Origin of the sequence: Nonomuraea fastidiosa (assembly GCF_042751225.1) — a bacterium.
GTDB classification, from domain to species: Bacteria; Actinomycetota; Actinomycetes; order Streptosporangiales; family Streptosporangiaceae; genus Nonomuraea; species Nonomuraea fastidiosa.
In genome coordinates this window covers 6,945,809-6,959,930 of record NZ_CP170570.1, presented here as the reverse complement: position 1 = coordinate 6,959,930, position 14,122 = coordinate 6,945,809, and the positions used below count along the sequence as shown (strand labels likewise).

Below are 14,122 nucleotides of genomic sequence, written 5' to 3'. Positions count from 1 at the left end.
GGTCATCGTCCCGGTGACGTGAGAACCGCGGTCAGGAGACGACGTCGTCGCGGGCCTTGTCCAGCTCGGCCACCAGCTCTTCCATCACCTTGGCGTAGCCGAGGTGGCTGTAGCGCTCGGCCGCGTGCCACGGGTAGACCTGGCCGGCCTTGACGGCGGGCAGGTCGGCCCAGGTCGGCTTCTTGGCCATCTCCTCGGCCTTCATCGACTGGGCGCGGGCGTCGACGAGGATCACGTCGGCTTTGTACTTGTCGGCGTTCTCCCAGCTCAGCACCTCCCAGAAGCCGCCTTCGCTCTCGGTCGGCCGCTCGGGGGAGACGATGTTCAGGCCGAGCTCGCTCCAGTAGGCGATGTCGGGGTGGTCCGGCTTGTACGCGACGTACAGCGCGTCCGGGGTCGCGGTGACCACCATCACCGTGAGGCCGGGCCGCTTGGCCGCGAGCTCCTTCAGCGCGGCGCTCGCCGCGTCGAACCGCTTCCTGGCCTCGGCCACGGCGGGGGCGTCAGGGTCCGCGCCGAGCGCGGCGGCGAGCTCGCCGTACCGCTCGATGATGCCGGGCAGCGGCTTGCCGCTGAGCTGCACGCCGACCGTGGGCGCGATCTGGTCGATGGCGTCGAGTGACTCCTCGGGCACGTACCAGAGGGTGTTCTTCTGGTACATCCCGGCCACCAGGAGGTCGGGCTGGAGCGAGGCGTACTTCTCGACGTTGAACTCGCCCCACACGTTGCCGATCGACTCGACGGTGTCGATGTCGACCTCGCCCACCTCGGGGTCGCGGCCGCCGTTCTTCAGCTTGTGCGGGCCGAAGACGCCGACCGGCCGCACGCCGAAGTCCCACAGCGCCGCCGCGGCGCCCGACTGGGCCACGATGCGCTCGGGCCGCTCAGGCAGGGTGATGGTCTTGCCGCGGTCGTCGGTCCAGGTCCATTCGCCCTGCGTCCGGCCGCCGGACGCGGAGGGGGTGGCCGGGGACCCGGTGGAGGGCCCGGCGGAGGATACGGCGGAGGTCCCCGCGCAGGCGCTGGCGCCGAGGAGTGCGGCTATGCCGAGGGCGGCGAGGGTGCGGCGCGGGGCAGCGGACATGGATGCTCCTCATTGCGCGGGCTTTGCCCTGAAGGACTGGATATTAGCTTAGCCTTACCTAACCATATGATCCTCATGGCGTACGCCCCAGCCCCGCGTTTACGCCCGCCGGCGTAGCCGGGGCGGCGACGGGCGACCGATTCGCGGGCGGCCGAAACGGCGGATTCTGAAGCTCACAAGGGACCCGAAAGGCGCGGTCCCGGGAGCGCGAGCCGAGAAGGGGCCGACAGATGAGCCAGCCGCACCGCATTCAGGACATCCGGGACGACATCAGCATTCCGGGCTTCACCGGCCCCGTGCACCGGCCGGGCGAGCCGGGCTACGACGAGCAGCGCCGCGCGGTGAACCCGGCGCTCGACGCCCGCCCGGCCGTGGTGGCCGAGGCGTACGGGGCCGGCGACCTGCGGGCGGCGCTGCTGGCGGCGCGGGCCCACGGCCTGCTGTTCGCGGTGCAGGCGACCGGTCACGGCACGCACGTCGCCTGCGACGGCGGCGTGCTGGTCAAGACCGCGCCCATGGCGTCGGTACTGGTGGACCCGGTGCGCGAGGTCGCGCGGGTGGGGCCTGGGGCGCGGTGGGGCGAGGTGCTGGCGGCGGCCGCGCCGTTCGGGCTGGCGCCGCTGTCGGGCTCCGCGCCGTCGGTCGGGGTCACCGGCTACACGCTGGGCGGCGGGCTCGGCTGGCTGGGCCGCGCGTACGGGTTCGCTGCCGACAGCGTGCTGCGGGCCGAGGTGCTGCTGGCCGACGGGCGGCACGTGACGGCGAGCGCGGACGGCCACCCTGAGCTGTTCTGGGCGCTGCGGGGCGGCGGTGGCGGGTTCGGCGTGGTGACCGCGCTGGAGTTCCGGCTGTATCCGGTGGCGGAGGTGTGCTCGGGGTTCGCGTACTTCCCGATCGAGGCGGCGGCGGACACGCTGGCGGCCTACCGGCGCTGGATCGAGGACGCGCCCGACGAGATCAGCACGGCGGTGGTGCTGCGGCGCATGCCGGACGACGACGGCACGCCCGCGGCGGTGCGCGGGCGGCACGTGGTGATGATCAAGGTGCTGTACGCGGGCCCGTCCGCCGAGGCCCGGCGCCTGCTCGCGCCGCTGTGGCGGGCCGCGGGCGAGCCGCTGCTCGACGAGATCCGCCCGACCACGTTCGCCAAGAGCTCGATGGGCGGGACGCCGGTGCGGCATCTCGACCTGTTCGACGCCGTCGGCGACGAGGTGATCGGCGTACTGCTGCGGACGTCGGAGCAGGCGGGAACGGTGGAGGTGCGCCATTGGGGCGGCGCGCTGGGCAGGACGGGTCCGGACACCGGGCCGGTCGGGCGGCGCTCGACGCGGCTGTCGGTGATCGTCGACACGGTGGTGCCGGGACTGGCCGATGAGCTGCGGCCGCACGCCAGCGGCGGCGGATTCCTGAACTTCATGGCCGACCCGTCGCGGACGGCGGCCGCGTACGAGAAGGACGATTACGCGCGGCTGCGCGAGATCAAGCGGGCCTACGACCCTGACGGCGTCTTCCACGTCGGGCACGTGACCCTGTGAAGAATGTGAACAGCCCTGAAGACGCTCCGGTGTGACACGGCCGACCTGCTACGGCAGCCGTGTCACGTCGGGACGTCACCCCGGCAGGGCGGCCGGGGATCGGCCTGGTTACGGCCTGTTGCCGCGGTGCGTGATGTGCTCCGCGCTGCCGACGTGATTGCGCTGCTTGCGCATGCCGGCGAGGCCGATCAGACCCAGGAGGCCCAGCAGGCCCCACAGGCCGGCGTTGCCGCCTCCTTCGTCCCTGTTCTCCTGCGGTGCCGGTGTCACCTGGCTCTGCGCGACCGGCCCGGCCGGTACCTCGGCCAGTGCTGCGGATGCCGGTGCCAGCGTGAGAAAGAACGCCAGGCCCAGCCCAGTGAGGGTCTTGCGCATTGGGTTCCCCCGATCCGGCGGTCTCGCGACCGCGGAGACCGCCTATCACGCCTTCACGATGAAGGCTTCCGATAGCGGGGCGATCTCCTCATCCCCTGCTACCTACGCCCCTACCATCGACGCCGCGGCATCAAACGCCTTCTCATCGGGCCGGAAGGGCGCTGACGTGCGCGGATTCCCCGCCGTACGCGAGGTTTCCGCATTCTCGGCGCACGCCCAAATGACCCTCACGAGCCATCAATTATCACTATCCGCATATTTCAGATAAGCCGAAAGTAGCCGGAAAAACTGGTTGCCGGACGTTCCTAGATCAGTACACTCTTCCACCGGCATCATCACGCGACGAGAGAAGGGAGACCGGCCATGCGCCACCGCATCGCCGTCGTCATCCCCTCGTCGCGTCATGAGGTGATCCAGGTGTCTTCGTCGCCCCGGCGCCCGCTGCGCGGCCGGCGCCGGCTGCTGCCCTGACGAAGACCCCCTTCGCGGGGCCCAATCGCGCAGTCCTGTTCGGAAACGTCACCGAAAGGCTATGGGACCTTGCGTGCTCACCTTTCCTCCGCTCTTGCCACCGTCCGCAACCTCGGCATCCTCGCGCACGTCGACGCCGGTAAGACCACCGTCACCGAGCGCATGCTGTACATCACCGGCGCCACGTACAAGCGCGGTGAGGTGCACGACGGCACCACCGTCACCGACTTCGACCCGCAGGAGCGCGACCGCGGCATCACGATCTTCGCGGCGGCGGTGAGCTGCACCTGGGACGGCCACCGGATCAACCTCATCGACACGCCCGGCCACGTCGACTTCTCCGACGAGGTGGAACGTTCCCTGCGGGTGCTCGACGGCGCGATCGCCGTTTTCGACGGCGTGGCCGGGGTCGAGCCGCAGAGCGAGTCGGTGTGGCGGCGGGCCGATCGGTACGGCGTGCCGCGCATCGCGTTCATCAACAAGCTGGACCGGCCGGGCGCCGACCTGGACGCCGCCGTGGAGTCCATCCGCGAGCGGCTGCACCCGGCGCCGCTGGTCGTGCAGCTCCCGATCGGCCGTGAGGACGGCTTCACCGGCGTGGTGGATCTCATCGCCATGCGAGCGCTGGTGTGGTCGGGTGACGCCTACGAGACCGGGCCGGTGCCCGGCGACCTGGTGGAGGAGGCGACGCGGCGGCGCCGGCTGCTGGAGGAGGCGGTGGCCGAGCTGCATGCGGGCGCGCTGGAGGAGTTCTGCGCCCAGCCGTCCCTGTCCCAGGAGACGCTGACGGCCGCGCTGCGCGACCTGACCCGTACGGGCGCGGGCGTGGTGGTGCTGTGCGGCTCGGCGTACCGGAACCGGGGCATCGAGCCGCTGCTCGACGCGGTGGTCCGCTACCTGCCGTCGCCGCTGGACGTGCCCGCCGTGCGCGGCCAGGAGGGCGAGGAGCGGCCGGCCGACCCGGAGGCGCCGCTGGCGGCGCTGGTGTTCAAGGTGACCTCGGCGGCGTCGGGGCGGCTGACGTACCTGCGCGTCTACTCGGGCACGCTGCGCAAGGGCGACACGGTGCTGGACGCCGGGACCGGCAAGACCGAGCGCGTCGGCCGGATCCTGCGCGTGCAGGCCGACCGGCACGCCGACACGGACGTGGCGGTGGCCGGCGACATCGTCGCGGTCGTCGGGCCGAAGGCGGCCCGCGCCGGTACGACGCTGTGCGCGCAGGACGCCCCGCTGCTGCTGGAGCCGCCGGCCGCGACCGAGCCGGTGGTGTCGGTGGCGGTCGAGCCGCGCAAGAGCGTCGACAGCGACCGGCTGGCGGCGGCGCTGGCCAGGCTCGCCGAGGAGGACCCGTCGCTGTCGGTACGCACCGACCCCGAGACCGGCCAGACCGTGCTGTCCGGGATGGGCGAGCTGCACCTGGAGGTGGCGGCCGAGAAGCTGCGCCGCGACCACCGGCTGGAGGTCGCGGTCGGCCGGCCGAAGGTCGCCTACCGCGAGGCCGTCGTGCGCGGCGTGTCGGGGGTGCTCTACCGGCACGTCAAGCAGGACGGCGGCGCCGGGCAGTTCGCCCACGTCGTGCTGGACGTGGAGCCGCTGGATGAGGGCTTCGCGTTCGCGTCGACCGTGACCGGCGGGCGGGTGCCGCGCGAGTACGTGCGCGCGGTCGAGCTCGGCTGCCGGGACGCGCTGGAAAGCGGCCCGCTCGGCGGGCATCCGGTGACCGGGCTGCGGGTGACGCTGACCGACGGCGCCACGCACGTGAAGGACTCATCGGAGATGGCCTTCCGCGCGGCGGGCCGGCTCGGTCTGCGCGAGGCGCTGCGGGCCTGCGAGATGGTGCTGCTCGAGCCGGTGGTGGAGGTGACGGTGACGGTGCCCGACGCGATGGCGGGCGCGGTGCTCGGCGACCTCGCCGCCCGGCGCGGGCGCGTGTCCGGCTCGCAGGCGCGGGCCGGCAGTGTGGTGATCACGGCGGTGGTGCCGCTGGCCGAGGTGTTCGGGTACGCGTCCCGGCTGCGCAGCCGTACGCAGGGGCGGGGCACGTTCACCACCCGGCCCGCCGGTTACGCCCCGGCCGGCTGACCGCTCCCCCGCCCCCGGGCTTTCCGCTGCCGGGGGCGGGGATCCGCTCATGCGGTCGCGAACGAGATCCACGTGTCCGGCGGGACATCGGGCTTGCCGGGCACGGGGCGGTGCTCCTCGGTCCAGGCGTCGCCCGCCAGCTCGGTGGCGACGCGCCGCCAGAACGCGACCGCGCCGGCGTTGGCGTCCTGGAAGGCGATCTCCCACCGGCCCGGGTGCCGGGCGATGACCTCCTTGACGGCCCGCAGGCCGAGGCCGGAGCGGCGGGCGCCGCGCACCACGAAGAAGCTGTTGAGCACGCGGACCGGCCCGTCGAGGCCGCGCACGAACGCGAACCCGGCGGGCCGGTCGCCGCTGCTCAGCAGGTACGCCGCCCAGCCGGGGCCGGTGAAGGCGGATTCGAGCCGCTCGCTGCGGAAGGTGGCGTCGGGAAGGGGCAGCCCGCCCTGGAACTCGGACATGTCGTGGCGGAACATCAGCCACAGGCGTTCCACGACCGCCCGGTCGGAGGGAATGACGGGACGTACGGTGAAAAGGGTCATGAACGCAGTTTCCGGCCGGAACCTAAGGTGATTTCCGGCCGGAAGGGATGGAGTACCGGAATACTAGCAGATCATGGACTTGTGACCGCTGCGGAGTGGATCGATGACGCCCAGTACCGGGCCCGCGCCACCTGCGGGAACAGGCCCTTGGGGGGTTGCGGAACATCGGCTCGGTGCCGAACATGACGACCGCCGCGCCGCCCTCGTCCCTGCCGCTGATCACCGCCGCCTGACCCCTGGCCTGCTCGGGGAGGCCGGCCGCGATCTCGTTGCGCTCGAGGCCGTTGCCGGAGTCGCGGACGGCGGGCTGCGCGGGCTCGGCGGGTGAGACCTGCTGGGGTGCGGTGAACAGGGGGTCGCGACCGCGGTGCCGAGCAGGGCGGCCGGTGAGCGCACGGAGAACCTCCGGGGTTCCGGCTCGACGGTGTTGCGGGGGGCGGAGGGGTGCTGGCAAGGGTTGTCGCGGATGTCGATACGGCCGGGCGGCCGGGTGCGAGGTCCCGGCCGCCCGGTGGTCATTCCCGGTGTTACGGCTCGCGGTAGTCGGCGGCGATGCCGATGAGCGAGATCAGACCGGCGGCGAACTCCATCGCCTCGGCGTGGCCCTCCTCGAACGGCGGCTGGAAGCCCACGCCCTGCCAGCTGCGCGTCTCGGCGTTCCACAGGTCGGCGCCGACCTCGAAGTCCCAGCCGTAGATGCCGTGGTCGTACCAGAGCTCATCGGCCGAGTTGCCGGCCGCCGAGTACAGCACGTCCGTCACCGGCCCGGTCTGCTGCGGCCAGATCACGGTGCCGCGCTCGGCGGCGATGGCCTTGAGTATCGTCTCGGACGAGCGTTCGAAGAACTTCTCCTCCTTCGGCGTCGGCCTGGGCAGGGTGAGGCGGCCGTCCGCCTTGTACGCGCCGGGCGGCCACATGAAGTAGCCGCCGTAGCTGTGCACGTTCATGGCGAACTTGATGTTGCGGAACCGCTCGGCCAGCCAGATGACGTTGCGGCTCTCCGGCTCGGAGTGCTCGGCCGGGCCCGCGTACGTGCCGCTCTGGCAGTTGCCCGAGGCCCCGAAGTAGCCGTCGTGATGGGAGCCGACGGCGTAGTTGCGGTTGACGTCCACGCCCCACTGGTTGCGCAGCGCCGGATCGGACTGCTCGGGCGGGCAGTGGTTCGTCATGTTCTTCCGCTGGGAGTTGAAGTCGTAGAAGCTGTAGTTCGCGCCGTCGGGGTTGACGGTCGGCACGATGAAGATGTCCGTACGCTCCAGCAGCCGCCGGGTCGCCTTGTCCCCGGCGTAGTTGCGCAGCAGCCGCTCCGCCGCCTCGATCGTGACCAGCGGCGTCACCCACTCGCGCGCGTGCTCCTGCGCGTAGGCGAGCACGCCGGTGCGCGAGCCGTCGCGGCGGGTGCCGATGCGCAGCGCCAGCACCTCGGCGGGCTTCCTGGAGACGTCGGCGGGGGCGCTGAGGAAGTCGTCGAGCTGGACGGGCGGCGTGGGCGCCATGACGCCGGCCCCCGGGTCCGTACGGTAGCGCGACGCCTTCAGCGGCAGGCCCGGCGTCGCGTTGATCGCGGCGACCACCTCGGCCGCCGTGCTGACCGGCTCGCCCGCGTCGTTCGTGGCCAGGCTGACCGTGACGAGCTTGCCGTCGAGCGACACCCGCAGCGGGCTGCCCGGCGTGCCCGGGGCGACCAGCTCGACGGACAGGTCGTTGCCGCCCTCGGAGCCGTAGGCGTTCGAGGTGATCACGATGGCCTTGTCCGGGACGGTGCCGATGAGCGCCTGGGCGTGGCGGCGGTAGCCGTTCGTCCGGTACGGCAGCGTGATGATGTCGGTGAGCTCGGGGAACTGCCGGTGCAGCGTCTTGATGCGCTCGTTGAGCTGGGCCGGCGGCATGTACTGGGTGATGAAGTCCTTCTGGTAGCCGCGGCCGTGCTTGCCGGGCCGCTCGCCGTCCGGCCACTCGCGCACGCGCGCGTCGGCCCTGCCGCCGCCGGTCGAGGTGACGGTGATCTTCTGCGGCTGCTGGTCGGCCGGGACCGGGGTGCTGAACTGGTGGCCCAGGTACGCGCCCGCGTCCACGTACGCGACCATCTCGGCCCTGCCCGCCGTGCCGCGCTTGCCCCGCCACTCGACGGTGAGCGTGGCGGCCTGTGCGGCGCTGCTCGACGCCTCCACGGAGAGGAAGTAGCCGTCGCGCGACTTGTACCAGACCGCCCGCTCGATCACGACCTGGTCGCGGCCTGGCGCCGGCCGGGAGTCCTTGTGCGTCCTGGCCGGGCTCGCCTCGCCGGCGGGGGCCGCGCCGAGCGTGCGGAACTCGGCAAGCTGGGTCGGGGTGACGACGGCGTCCACCTGGACGCTGCCGTCGGGTTGGGGACGTACGCGTTCGGTGAGGTCGGCGCCGGACGCCACCAGCCGCTCCATGACCGCCCGGTCCGGCACGGACAGCGTGACCAGCGAGACCGCCTCGGGATCTGCCAGGCCCGGCGACCGCGGGAACGGACGGCGCCGCCCCGGATAACGCCGTGGCGGCGATCAACAGGGCGACTGCGGACGCCCGTAAACCACGCATCTGGACCCTCCTGGATCTTGCCGTATGGGGCTCATTGAAAGCTGACAAATCACAACAAGCAAGACCCAGGAGGGCGCGGAAGCCGATCACTCCTGCCGATGACGCAGGTGAGCGGCACGGCGGCTCACCTGCGTGAGGGCCTCAGGGCGGTGGCTCGGGCCCGCGTCCGCCCTGCCGGACACGCGGCCACCCGAACCGTCCGGAGCGGTGGTCAGCCGTTCTGGCGGGCGAGCTGGGCCACGCCGGAGCGCGGCGACGACAGCACCGGCACGCCGGCGTCACCCGCCTGCTCCACGATGCGGGCCATCGACGCCTGCGCCAGCACCACCACGTCCACCTGCCCGGCGAGCTTCGCGAAGCCCTCGAGGACCAGCGCGTCATGACGGGCCGCGTCGCCGCCGCGCAGCGCCTCGAACGCGCCCTCGCACAGGTGCGGCACCACCTCGCGCGCAACCTCGCGGCGGGCCGCCGCCCGCTCGACCGCCCGCGTGGTGGGGCCGAGCGTGGAGGCCAGCGTGGCCAGCACGCCGATCCTGGCGCCCGCCCGTACCGCCTCGTCCGCCATCGGCTCGTCGATGCGCAGCACGGGCAGCTCCGCGTACGGGCGGGCCCGCTCGGCCGCCTCCCCGATCGACGAGCACGTCACCAGCAGCACGCCCGCGCCCGACTCCTTGGCGTAGGTGGCGTAGGCGATGAGGCGGCGCAGCACGTGGGGCGGCGGGTCGCCGGCGGCGATGGTGTCCTGGAGCAGGCTCTCGTCCACGAAGTTCAGCACCCGGGCACCGGGACGTACCTCCTTGGCCAGGGTGGTGAGCGAGGTGGCGAGCGCGGGCACGGTGTGCAGCATCGCGACGGTGTCCTGAGCGCCTGCCCGGCGAGACGTCCCGGTCGCGGCGTTCTGACCGCAACCCCTGTCCAGCGTCCCGGTGTCGTGCGCGCCTTCCCGGCGCGGCGTGCCGGTCATCGGGCGGTCCAGGGGCGGGCGTGCTCGTCCACGATCGCGGCCAGCCGCTGCAGCCTCGGCACCGACGTGGTGCGCAGGTCGGCGGCGAGGTCCGCCGAGCCGACCAGGTCGCTCCAGACGGCCCGCCCGGCGAGCATGCCGGACGCGCCCGCGCGGCACGCGGCGCGGACCGCCGCCGGGAAGTCGTCCCGCTCCACGCCCTGCGACAGCACCACCCAGGGCACGGGGATCACCGCGTCCAGCGCGGCGCACTCCTCGACCAGCCGTTCCTCGGGCGCGGCGCCGCCGAGCGGAACCTGCGCCTTGTACAGGTCGGGACGGAGCCCGGCCAGCTCCCGGGCCGCCTCCCTGATCGCGGCCGGCCCGTCGAACTCCGCCTCCTTGCCGCGGGCGGGCTTGGCCACCCCTTCCAGCACCGACAGCAGCCCGGCCGCGGCGCACCGCCGGACGAACTCGGCCGCCGTCTCCAGCCGCCGCTCCCGTTCGTCGTCGTCCCGCCAGATGAGCAGCAGTTTGGCCGCCACCGCCCCCAGCTTGCGCGCCGCCTCCATGTCCACGCGGTCGTCGATGCCGGTGTCCTCGACGGGCCCGTCGGGGTCCTGCTGAAGGCTGTCCACGGCCACGATCAGCCCGCCGGACACCGTGCCGGCTTCGGCCACCTGCTCGAACCCATAGTCCTGGTCGATGAGGAAGCCCGAGGCGTACGGGCCGAGCTCGCGCGCCACCGTCAGCTTGAACTCCCGCAGCTCGTCGTCACCGGCGCGCCGCCCCGTCGCGGCGGTGAACATCTGCCTGAGGCTCTCGCGCTGGTCCATGGCGACCATGGCGAACCCGCCCGATGGGCGGGCGAGCAGGTCGAGGGTGGGCTGGTCGGCGGTGGTCATGCGTGCTCCCGTTCGGGTGATGGGTAGGTCTTCCGGCTGGTACGGGCGGTTCGCGCCGCGGGCTCGGCCGGGCAGGTCGCGTCCTGGGCTCTGGCCATGAAGGTCATGTCGCGGCCTCGGGCAGGAAGGTCTGAGTCCTGGGTCATGGCGCGGCCCTGGACAGGAAGGTCTCGTACTGCGGGCGGTAGGCGGCGCGCAGGCCGGGCTCGTCGGGGTGGCGTTCGCGGGGCAGGACCGGTACGTCGGCGAGCGAGCCGCCCGCCCGGCCCGCGATGAGGGCGGCGCCCGCGCAGACCGCGTCGCGGCAGCGGACGATCTCGACCGGCACCGGCGAGACCGCGGCCTTCACCCGCATCCACGCCGGGATCCTGACCTGCCCGCCGAAGACGGCCAGCCGTTCGGGGACGGCTCCCGCCACGGCGGCCAGCTCGTCGAGCATCCAGCGCGCGTGCAGGCAGGTGCCCTCGACGGCGGCGGCCAGCAGCTCGCCCGGCCCGTGCGCGGCATCGAGCCCCGCCAGCACCGCCCGCCGACCCCGGTCGGGCGCCGGCGCCACTCTCCCCCTCAGGTACGGCTCCACGACGATGCCGGTCGGCAGCCGCACGCCGTCGAGCAGGACGGGCAGGTCGTCATACCCCTTGCCGCCGAGCAGGCGCAGCGCCCAGTCGAGCATGGCCCCGCTGGTCGGCAGGCCGCCGACGAGCACCGTACGCTCGCCGTCCAGCGCCGGGTCCGCCGTGACGCCCAGCGCGATCCCGGTACGCGGGTCGGGTGCGCGTTCCGCCGGCACCATGAGTGCTTCGGCGGTGCCGAGCGAGTCGGCCACGTCGCCCGGCCGCCGTACCCCGGCGGCCCACGCCCCCACCGCGTGGTCGTGGCCGGCGATCACCACCGGCGCTCCGCGCCGTACGCCGGGCACGTCCACGACCAGCCCGCCGACGGGCTCGGCCGCGCCGATCACCGGCGGCAGCCGGTCGCCGTCCAGCCCTGCCTCGGCGATCAGGTCCGCGTCGTAGCGGCCGGTCCGTACGTCGTAGGCGAGGGTGCGCGCGGCCAGCGTCGCGTTCGTGCGCAGCACTCCGGTCAGCGCGTACGCCACCGCCTCCGGCGCGCCCGCCCACCAGCGCATCGCCTTCAGCACCCCGGGCTCGTGGCGGCGCAGCCACAGCCACTTCGCCAGCGGTGCCTTGGCATCCGCCCAGCGGCCGGCGGCGGCGTAGAGCGTGGCGTCGTCCAGGCCCAGCTCGGCGATCTCCGCCGCGCCGCGCGGGTCGTTCCACCAGATCAGCGGGGTGAGCGGCCGTCCCTCCGCGTCGAGCGGTACGCCGGTCTCGGCCATGCCGGCGATCCCGATCGCCTCCGGCCCGCGTCCCGCCCGCTCCGCGCACTCCCCGAGCGCGTCCGTCACGACCTTGACGAGGGCGGGAAGGTCGGACGGCGTCTTCCGCCGGACGCAGGCCACCTCGCCGCCCCGGCCGTCGAAGAAGCCCACCTTGACGTGGGTGGTGCCCACATCGATCCCGGCCAGCAGCCCGTTCGGCGTCATGTTGTCACTATAAATCCATAAGTTGGCGGAAAAGTGCCAACTTATGGTGCATCATGGCCACATGCCCGCCACCCGCCCCGGCGACCAGAATGCCCCCGACACCGCATCCGCCCCCCAGGTCGTCCCCACCACCGCATCCGCCCCCCAGGGCGTCCCGACCTCCGTTTCCGGCATGCCCGCGGACCGGCAGCCCGACCCTGGCCTGCGTTACGGGTCCGCGCCCGGGAGACGGGCCGCGATCCTGCGCCGCGTCTCGCGCGACGGCTACGTCTCGGCCGCCGACCTGGTGGACGAGCTGGGCGTCTCCCCCAACACCATCCGCCGCGACCTGCAACGCCTCGCGAGCGACGGCCTGATCAGAGCCGTGCGCGGCGGCGCCACTCCGGCGGACGCCACGGCTCTGCCGTTCTCCGACCGCTCGATCCAGGCCGCCGACGCCAAGCGCGCGATCGCCGCCGCAGCCGTACGCCACATCGAGCCCGGCACGACGGTGGCGCTCGACTCGGGCACGACCACGCTGGAGATCGCCAAACTGCTCCCCGCCGACGCCGACCTCACCGTCGTCACCCACTCGCTGCCGGCCATCGCCGCCCTCGCACCCCGGCCGGACATCACCCTGATCGGCATCGGCGGCCAGTACAGCCGCGACACCCGCTCCTTCGGCGGCCCGGAGACCCTCGCGGCGCTGGAACACCTGGGCGTCCGCACGCTGTTCCTGGCCGCCACCGCCCTCGACGAGGCCGGCGTGTACGGCGCCACCCCTTACGAGGCCGAGACCAAACGCCGCCTGATCTCCATCGCCCGCGACACCATCGTGGTGAGCGACGCCCGCAAGTTCGAGCTGAGCGCCCCGATCAGGGTCTGCACCTGGTCCGCCGTCACGCGCCTCATCACCGACGCCCTCCCCGAAGGCTTCACCCTCCCCGTTCGCACGACCCTCGCCCCCTGACCCGCTTCCACCTGCCGCTCCCTGACCCGCTTCCACCTGCGCGGGGCGACGGGCGACCGGCCACGCCCGGACCAGGTGGCCGGCTTCCCGCTTCCTCCTGCACGGGGGCCGATGACCGTAGCGGCGCACGCGTGGGTGTGGAGCGGCCGGAGGCGCGGCGGCCCCGCCGACCAAGCGGCGACCGCCCGGGGCGAAGAGTCCCGGGGCCACCTGCGGAAGTAACAACCCTACGACGGCGCGGGGAGAGCAGCAGTGACCCCAGGCGCAGCCACCGAGCACCCCCGCCAAGCACTGCGACCACGCGGGGCACCTCCCCTGTGCAGCGCCCCAACACCGCCCGACCTGCGCAACCACCGAGCCCGCCCCGCCAAACACTGCAACCACGCAGGGCACCTCCCCTGTGCAGCGCCCCAACACCGCCCGATCTGCACAGCCACGAGCACCGCCCCGCCTGCGCAGCGTCCGCGCGGCGCAGCCGGGGGCAGACGGGTGCCTCACCGAGCCGAACGTAGCCCAGGGACGCGCCCAGGCGCTGATCCGGGTCGGCCATCGCCTCGAAGTTCTGGGCGCACCACGTGATGACCTCAAGGTAGCGACCGGCGGCCCGATGCAGCGCGCCGGTGACGGCGGCCAGCGCCGTCACGCTGCCGTAGAGCTACCGCAACGCCCCTGCGCTTGACGGCGGCCTGGCCGCTCCACGGGCAGACCATGCCGGTCCTGCGCCCGCAGCCGCAGCGTGTAGGCCAAGACGTCGGGCCAGGCTTTCGCATCGTGCTCCGATCAACCGGGGTTGCCAGCCCCTCCGAAGATCGTCCGCACACTCGCAACCTGCGACTGTCAGCGGGATCGCCGCAGCCGGTCGAGGCCGCATGCTGCGGCTGAGCAGGCCGTGGCGACGATCGCCGCGATCGCAAACGGACGGCGGCCAGAGGGCACGGCGACCGTCGCAGTACGAGGCGGGCGGCGGTGACGCCCCCGATCTCAAGCGATGGCGCAGGCGCCCTGATCTCAAGCGACGGTGCTGGCACCCCCCGATCGCGCGTACATCACAGCGCCGCACAGCGGTCCTCCCCACCCTCCCACTGAACGCTTTCAAGGTGGTTCACGACCTCGGCCGCCCCC

10 protein-coding genes are annotated in these 14,122 nt (G+C 73.1%); 3 read left to right on the top strand and 7 right to left on the bottom strand.

All coding sequences use genetic code 11. The features are described from left to right. Nucleotides 1–31: 31 nt before the first annotated feature. The gene (locus ACFMQL_RS31835) at nt 32–1,084 is read right to left on the bottom strand and encodes an ABC transporter substrate-binding protein (RefSeq protein WP_364052618.1); all 1,053 of its coding nucleotides are present in this window, start codon (nt 1,082–1,084) and stop codon (nt 32–34) included. 230 nt (nt 1,085–1,314) lie between these two features. Here ACFMQL_RS31835 and ACFMQL_RS31830 point away from each other — a divergent pair, with 230 nt between their 5' ends. Further along, nucleotides 1,315–2,619 (top strand): FAD-binding protein, encoded by a 1,305-nt coding sequence (locus ACFMQL_RS31830; protein ID WP_364052621.1) that lies wholly within the window; start codon nt 1,315–1,317, stop codon nt 2,617–2,619. Nucleotides 2,620–2,727: 108 nt separating this feature from the next. On the opposite strand, the gene ACFMQL_RS31825 is transcribed toward ACFMQL_RS31830, so the two are convergent. Beyond that, complete coding sequence (locus ACFMQL_RS31825; protein ID WP_364052624.1) at nt 2,728–2,994, bottom strand: WGxxGxxG family protein; 267 nt, start codon at nt 2,992–2,994, stop codon at nt 2,728–2,730. Nucleotides 2,995–3,534: 540 nt separating this feature from the next. On the opposite strand from ACFMQL_RS31825, the gene fusA reads away from it, so the two are divergent. Then, complete coding sequence (gene fusA / locus ACFMQL_RS31820; protein ID WP_364052627.1) at nt 3,535–5,547, top strand: elongation factor G; 2,013 nt, start codon at nt 3,535–3,537, stop codon at nt 5,545–5,547. A gap of 47 nt (nt 5,548–5,594) precedes the next feature. Here fusA and ACFMQL_RS31815 read toward each other — a convergent pair whose 3' ends face one another. From ACFMQL_RS31815 to ACFMQL_RS31795, 5 genes are all read right to left on the bottom strand, one after another. After that, entirely contained in the window at nt 5,595–6,089 is a 495-nt protein-coding gene (locus tag ACFMQL_RS31815; RefSeq protein ID WP_364052630.1) for a GNAT family N-acetyltransferase, read from the bottom strand. Nucleotides 6,090–6,616: 527 nt separating this feature from the next. After that, nucleotides 6,617–8,527 carry a M14 family zinc carboxypeptidase gene (locus ACFMQL_RS31810; RefSeq protein ID WP_378788442.1) on the bottom strand — a complete coding sequence of 637 codons (1,911 nt, stop codon included), beginning with the start codon at nt 8,525–8,527 and terminating at the stop codon, nt 6,617–6,619. Between the two features lie 341 nt (nt 8,528–8,868). Further along, nucleotides 8,869–9,621: an aspartate/glutamate racemase family protein gene (locus ACFMQL_RS31805; RefSeq protein ID WP_378788440.1), complete on the bottom strand. Its 753-nt coding sequence runs from the start codon at nt 9,619–9,621 to the stop codon at nt 8,869–8,871. Beyond that, nucleotides 9,618–10,505: a hypothetical protein gene (locus ACFMQL_RS31800; protein WP_364052639.1), complete on the bottom strand. Its 888-nt coding sequence runs from the start codon at nt 10,503–10,505 to the stop codon at nt 9,618–9,620. Before ACFMQL_RS31800 ends, ACFMQL_RS31805 begins: the two co-directional genes overlap by 4 nt. Nucleotides 10,506–10,647: 142 nt before the next feature. Further along, complete coding sequence (locus ACFMQL_RS31795) at nt 10,648–12,051, bottom strand: L-fuculokinase (protein ID WP_378788438.1); 1,404 nt, start codon at nt 12,049–12,051, stop codon at nt 10,648–10,650. Between the two features lie 61 nt (nt 12,052–12,112). Between ACFMQL_RS31795 and ACFMQL_RS31790 the strand changes: the two genes are divergently transcribed. After that, nucleotides 12,113–13,000, top strand: a complete 888-nt coding sequence (locus ACFMQL_RS31790) for a DeoR/GlpR family DNA-binding transcription regulator (RefSeq protein ID WP_364052645.1) — start codon at nt 12,113–12,115, stop codon at nt 12,998–13,000. Nucleotides 13,001–14,122: the final 1,122 nt, after the last annotated feature.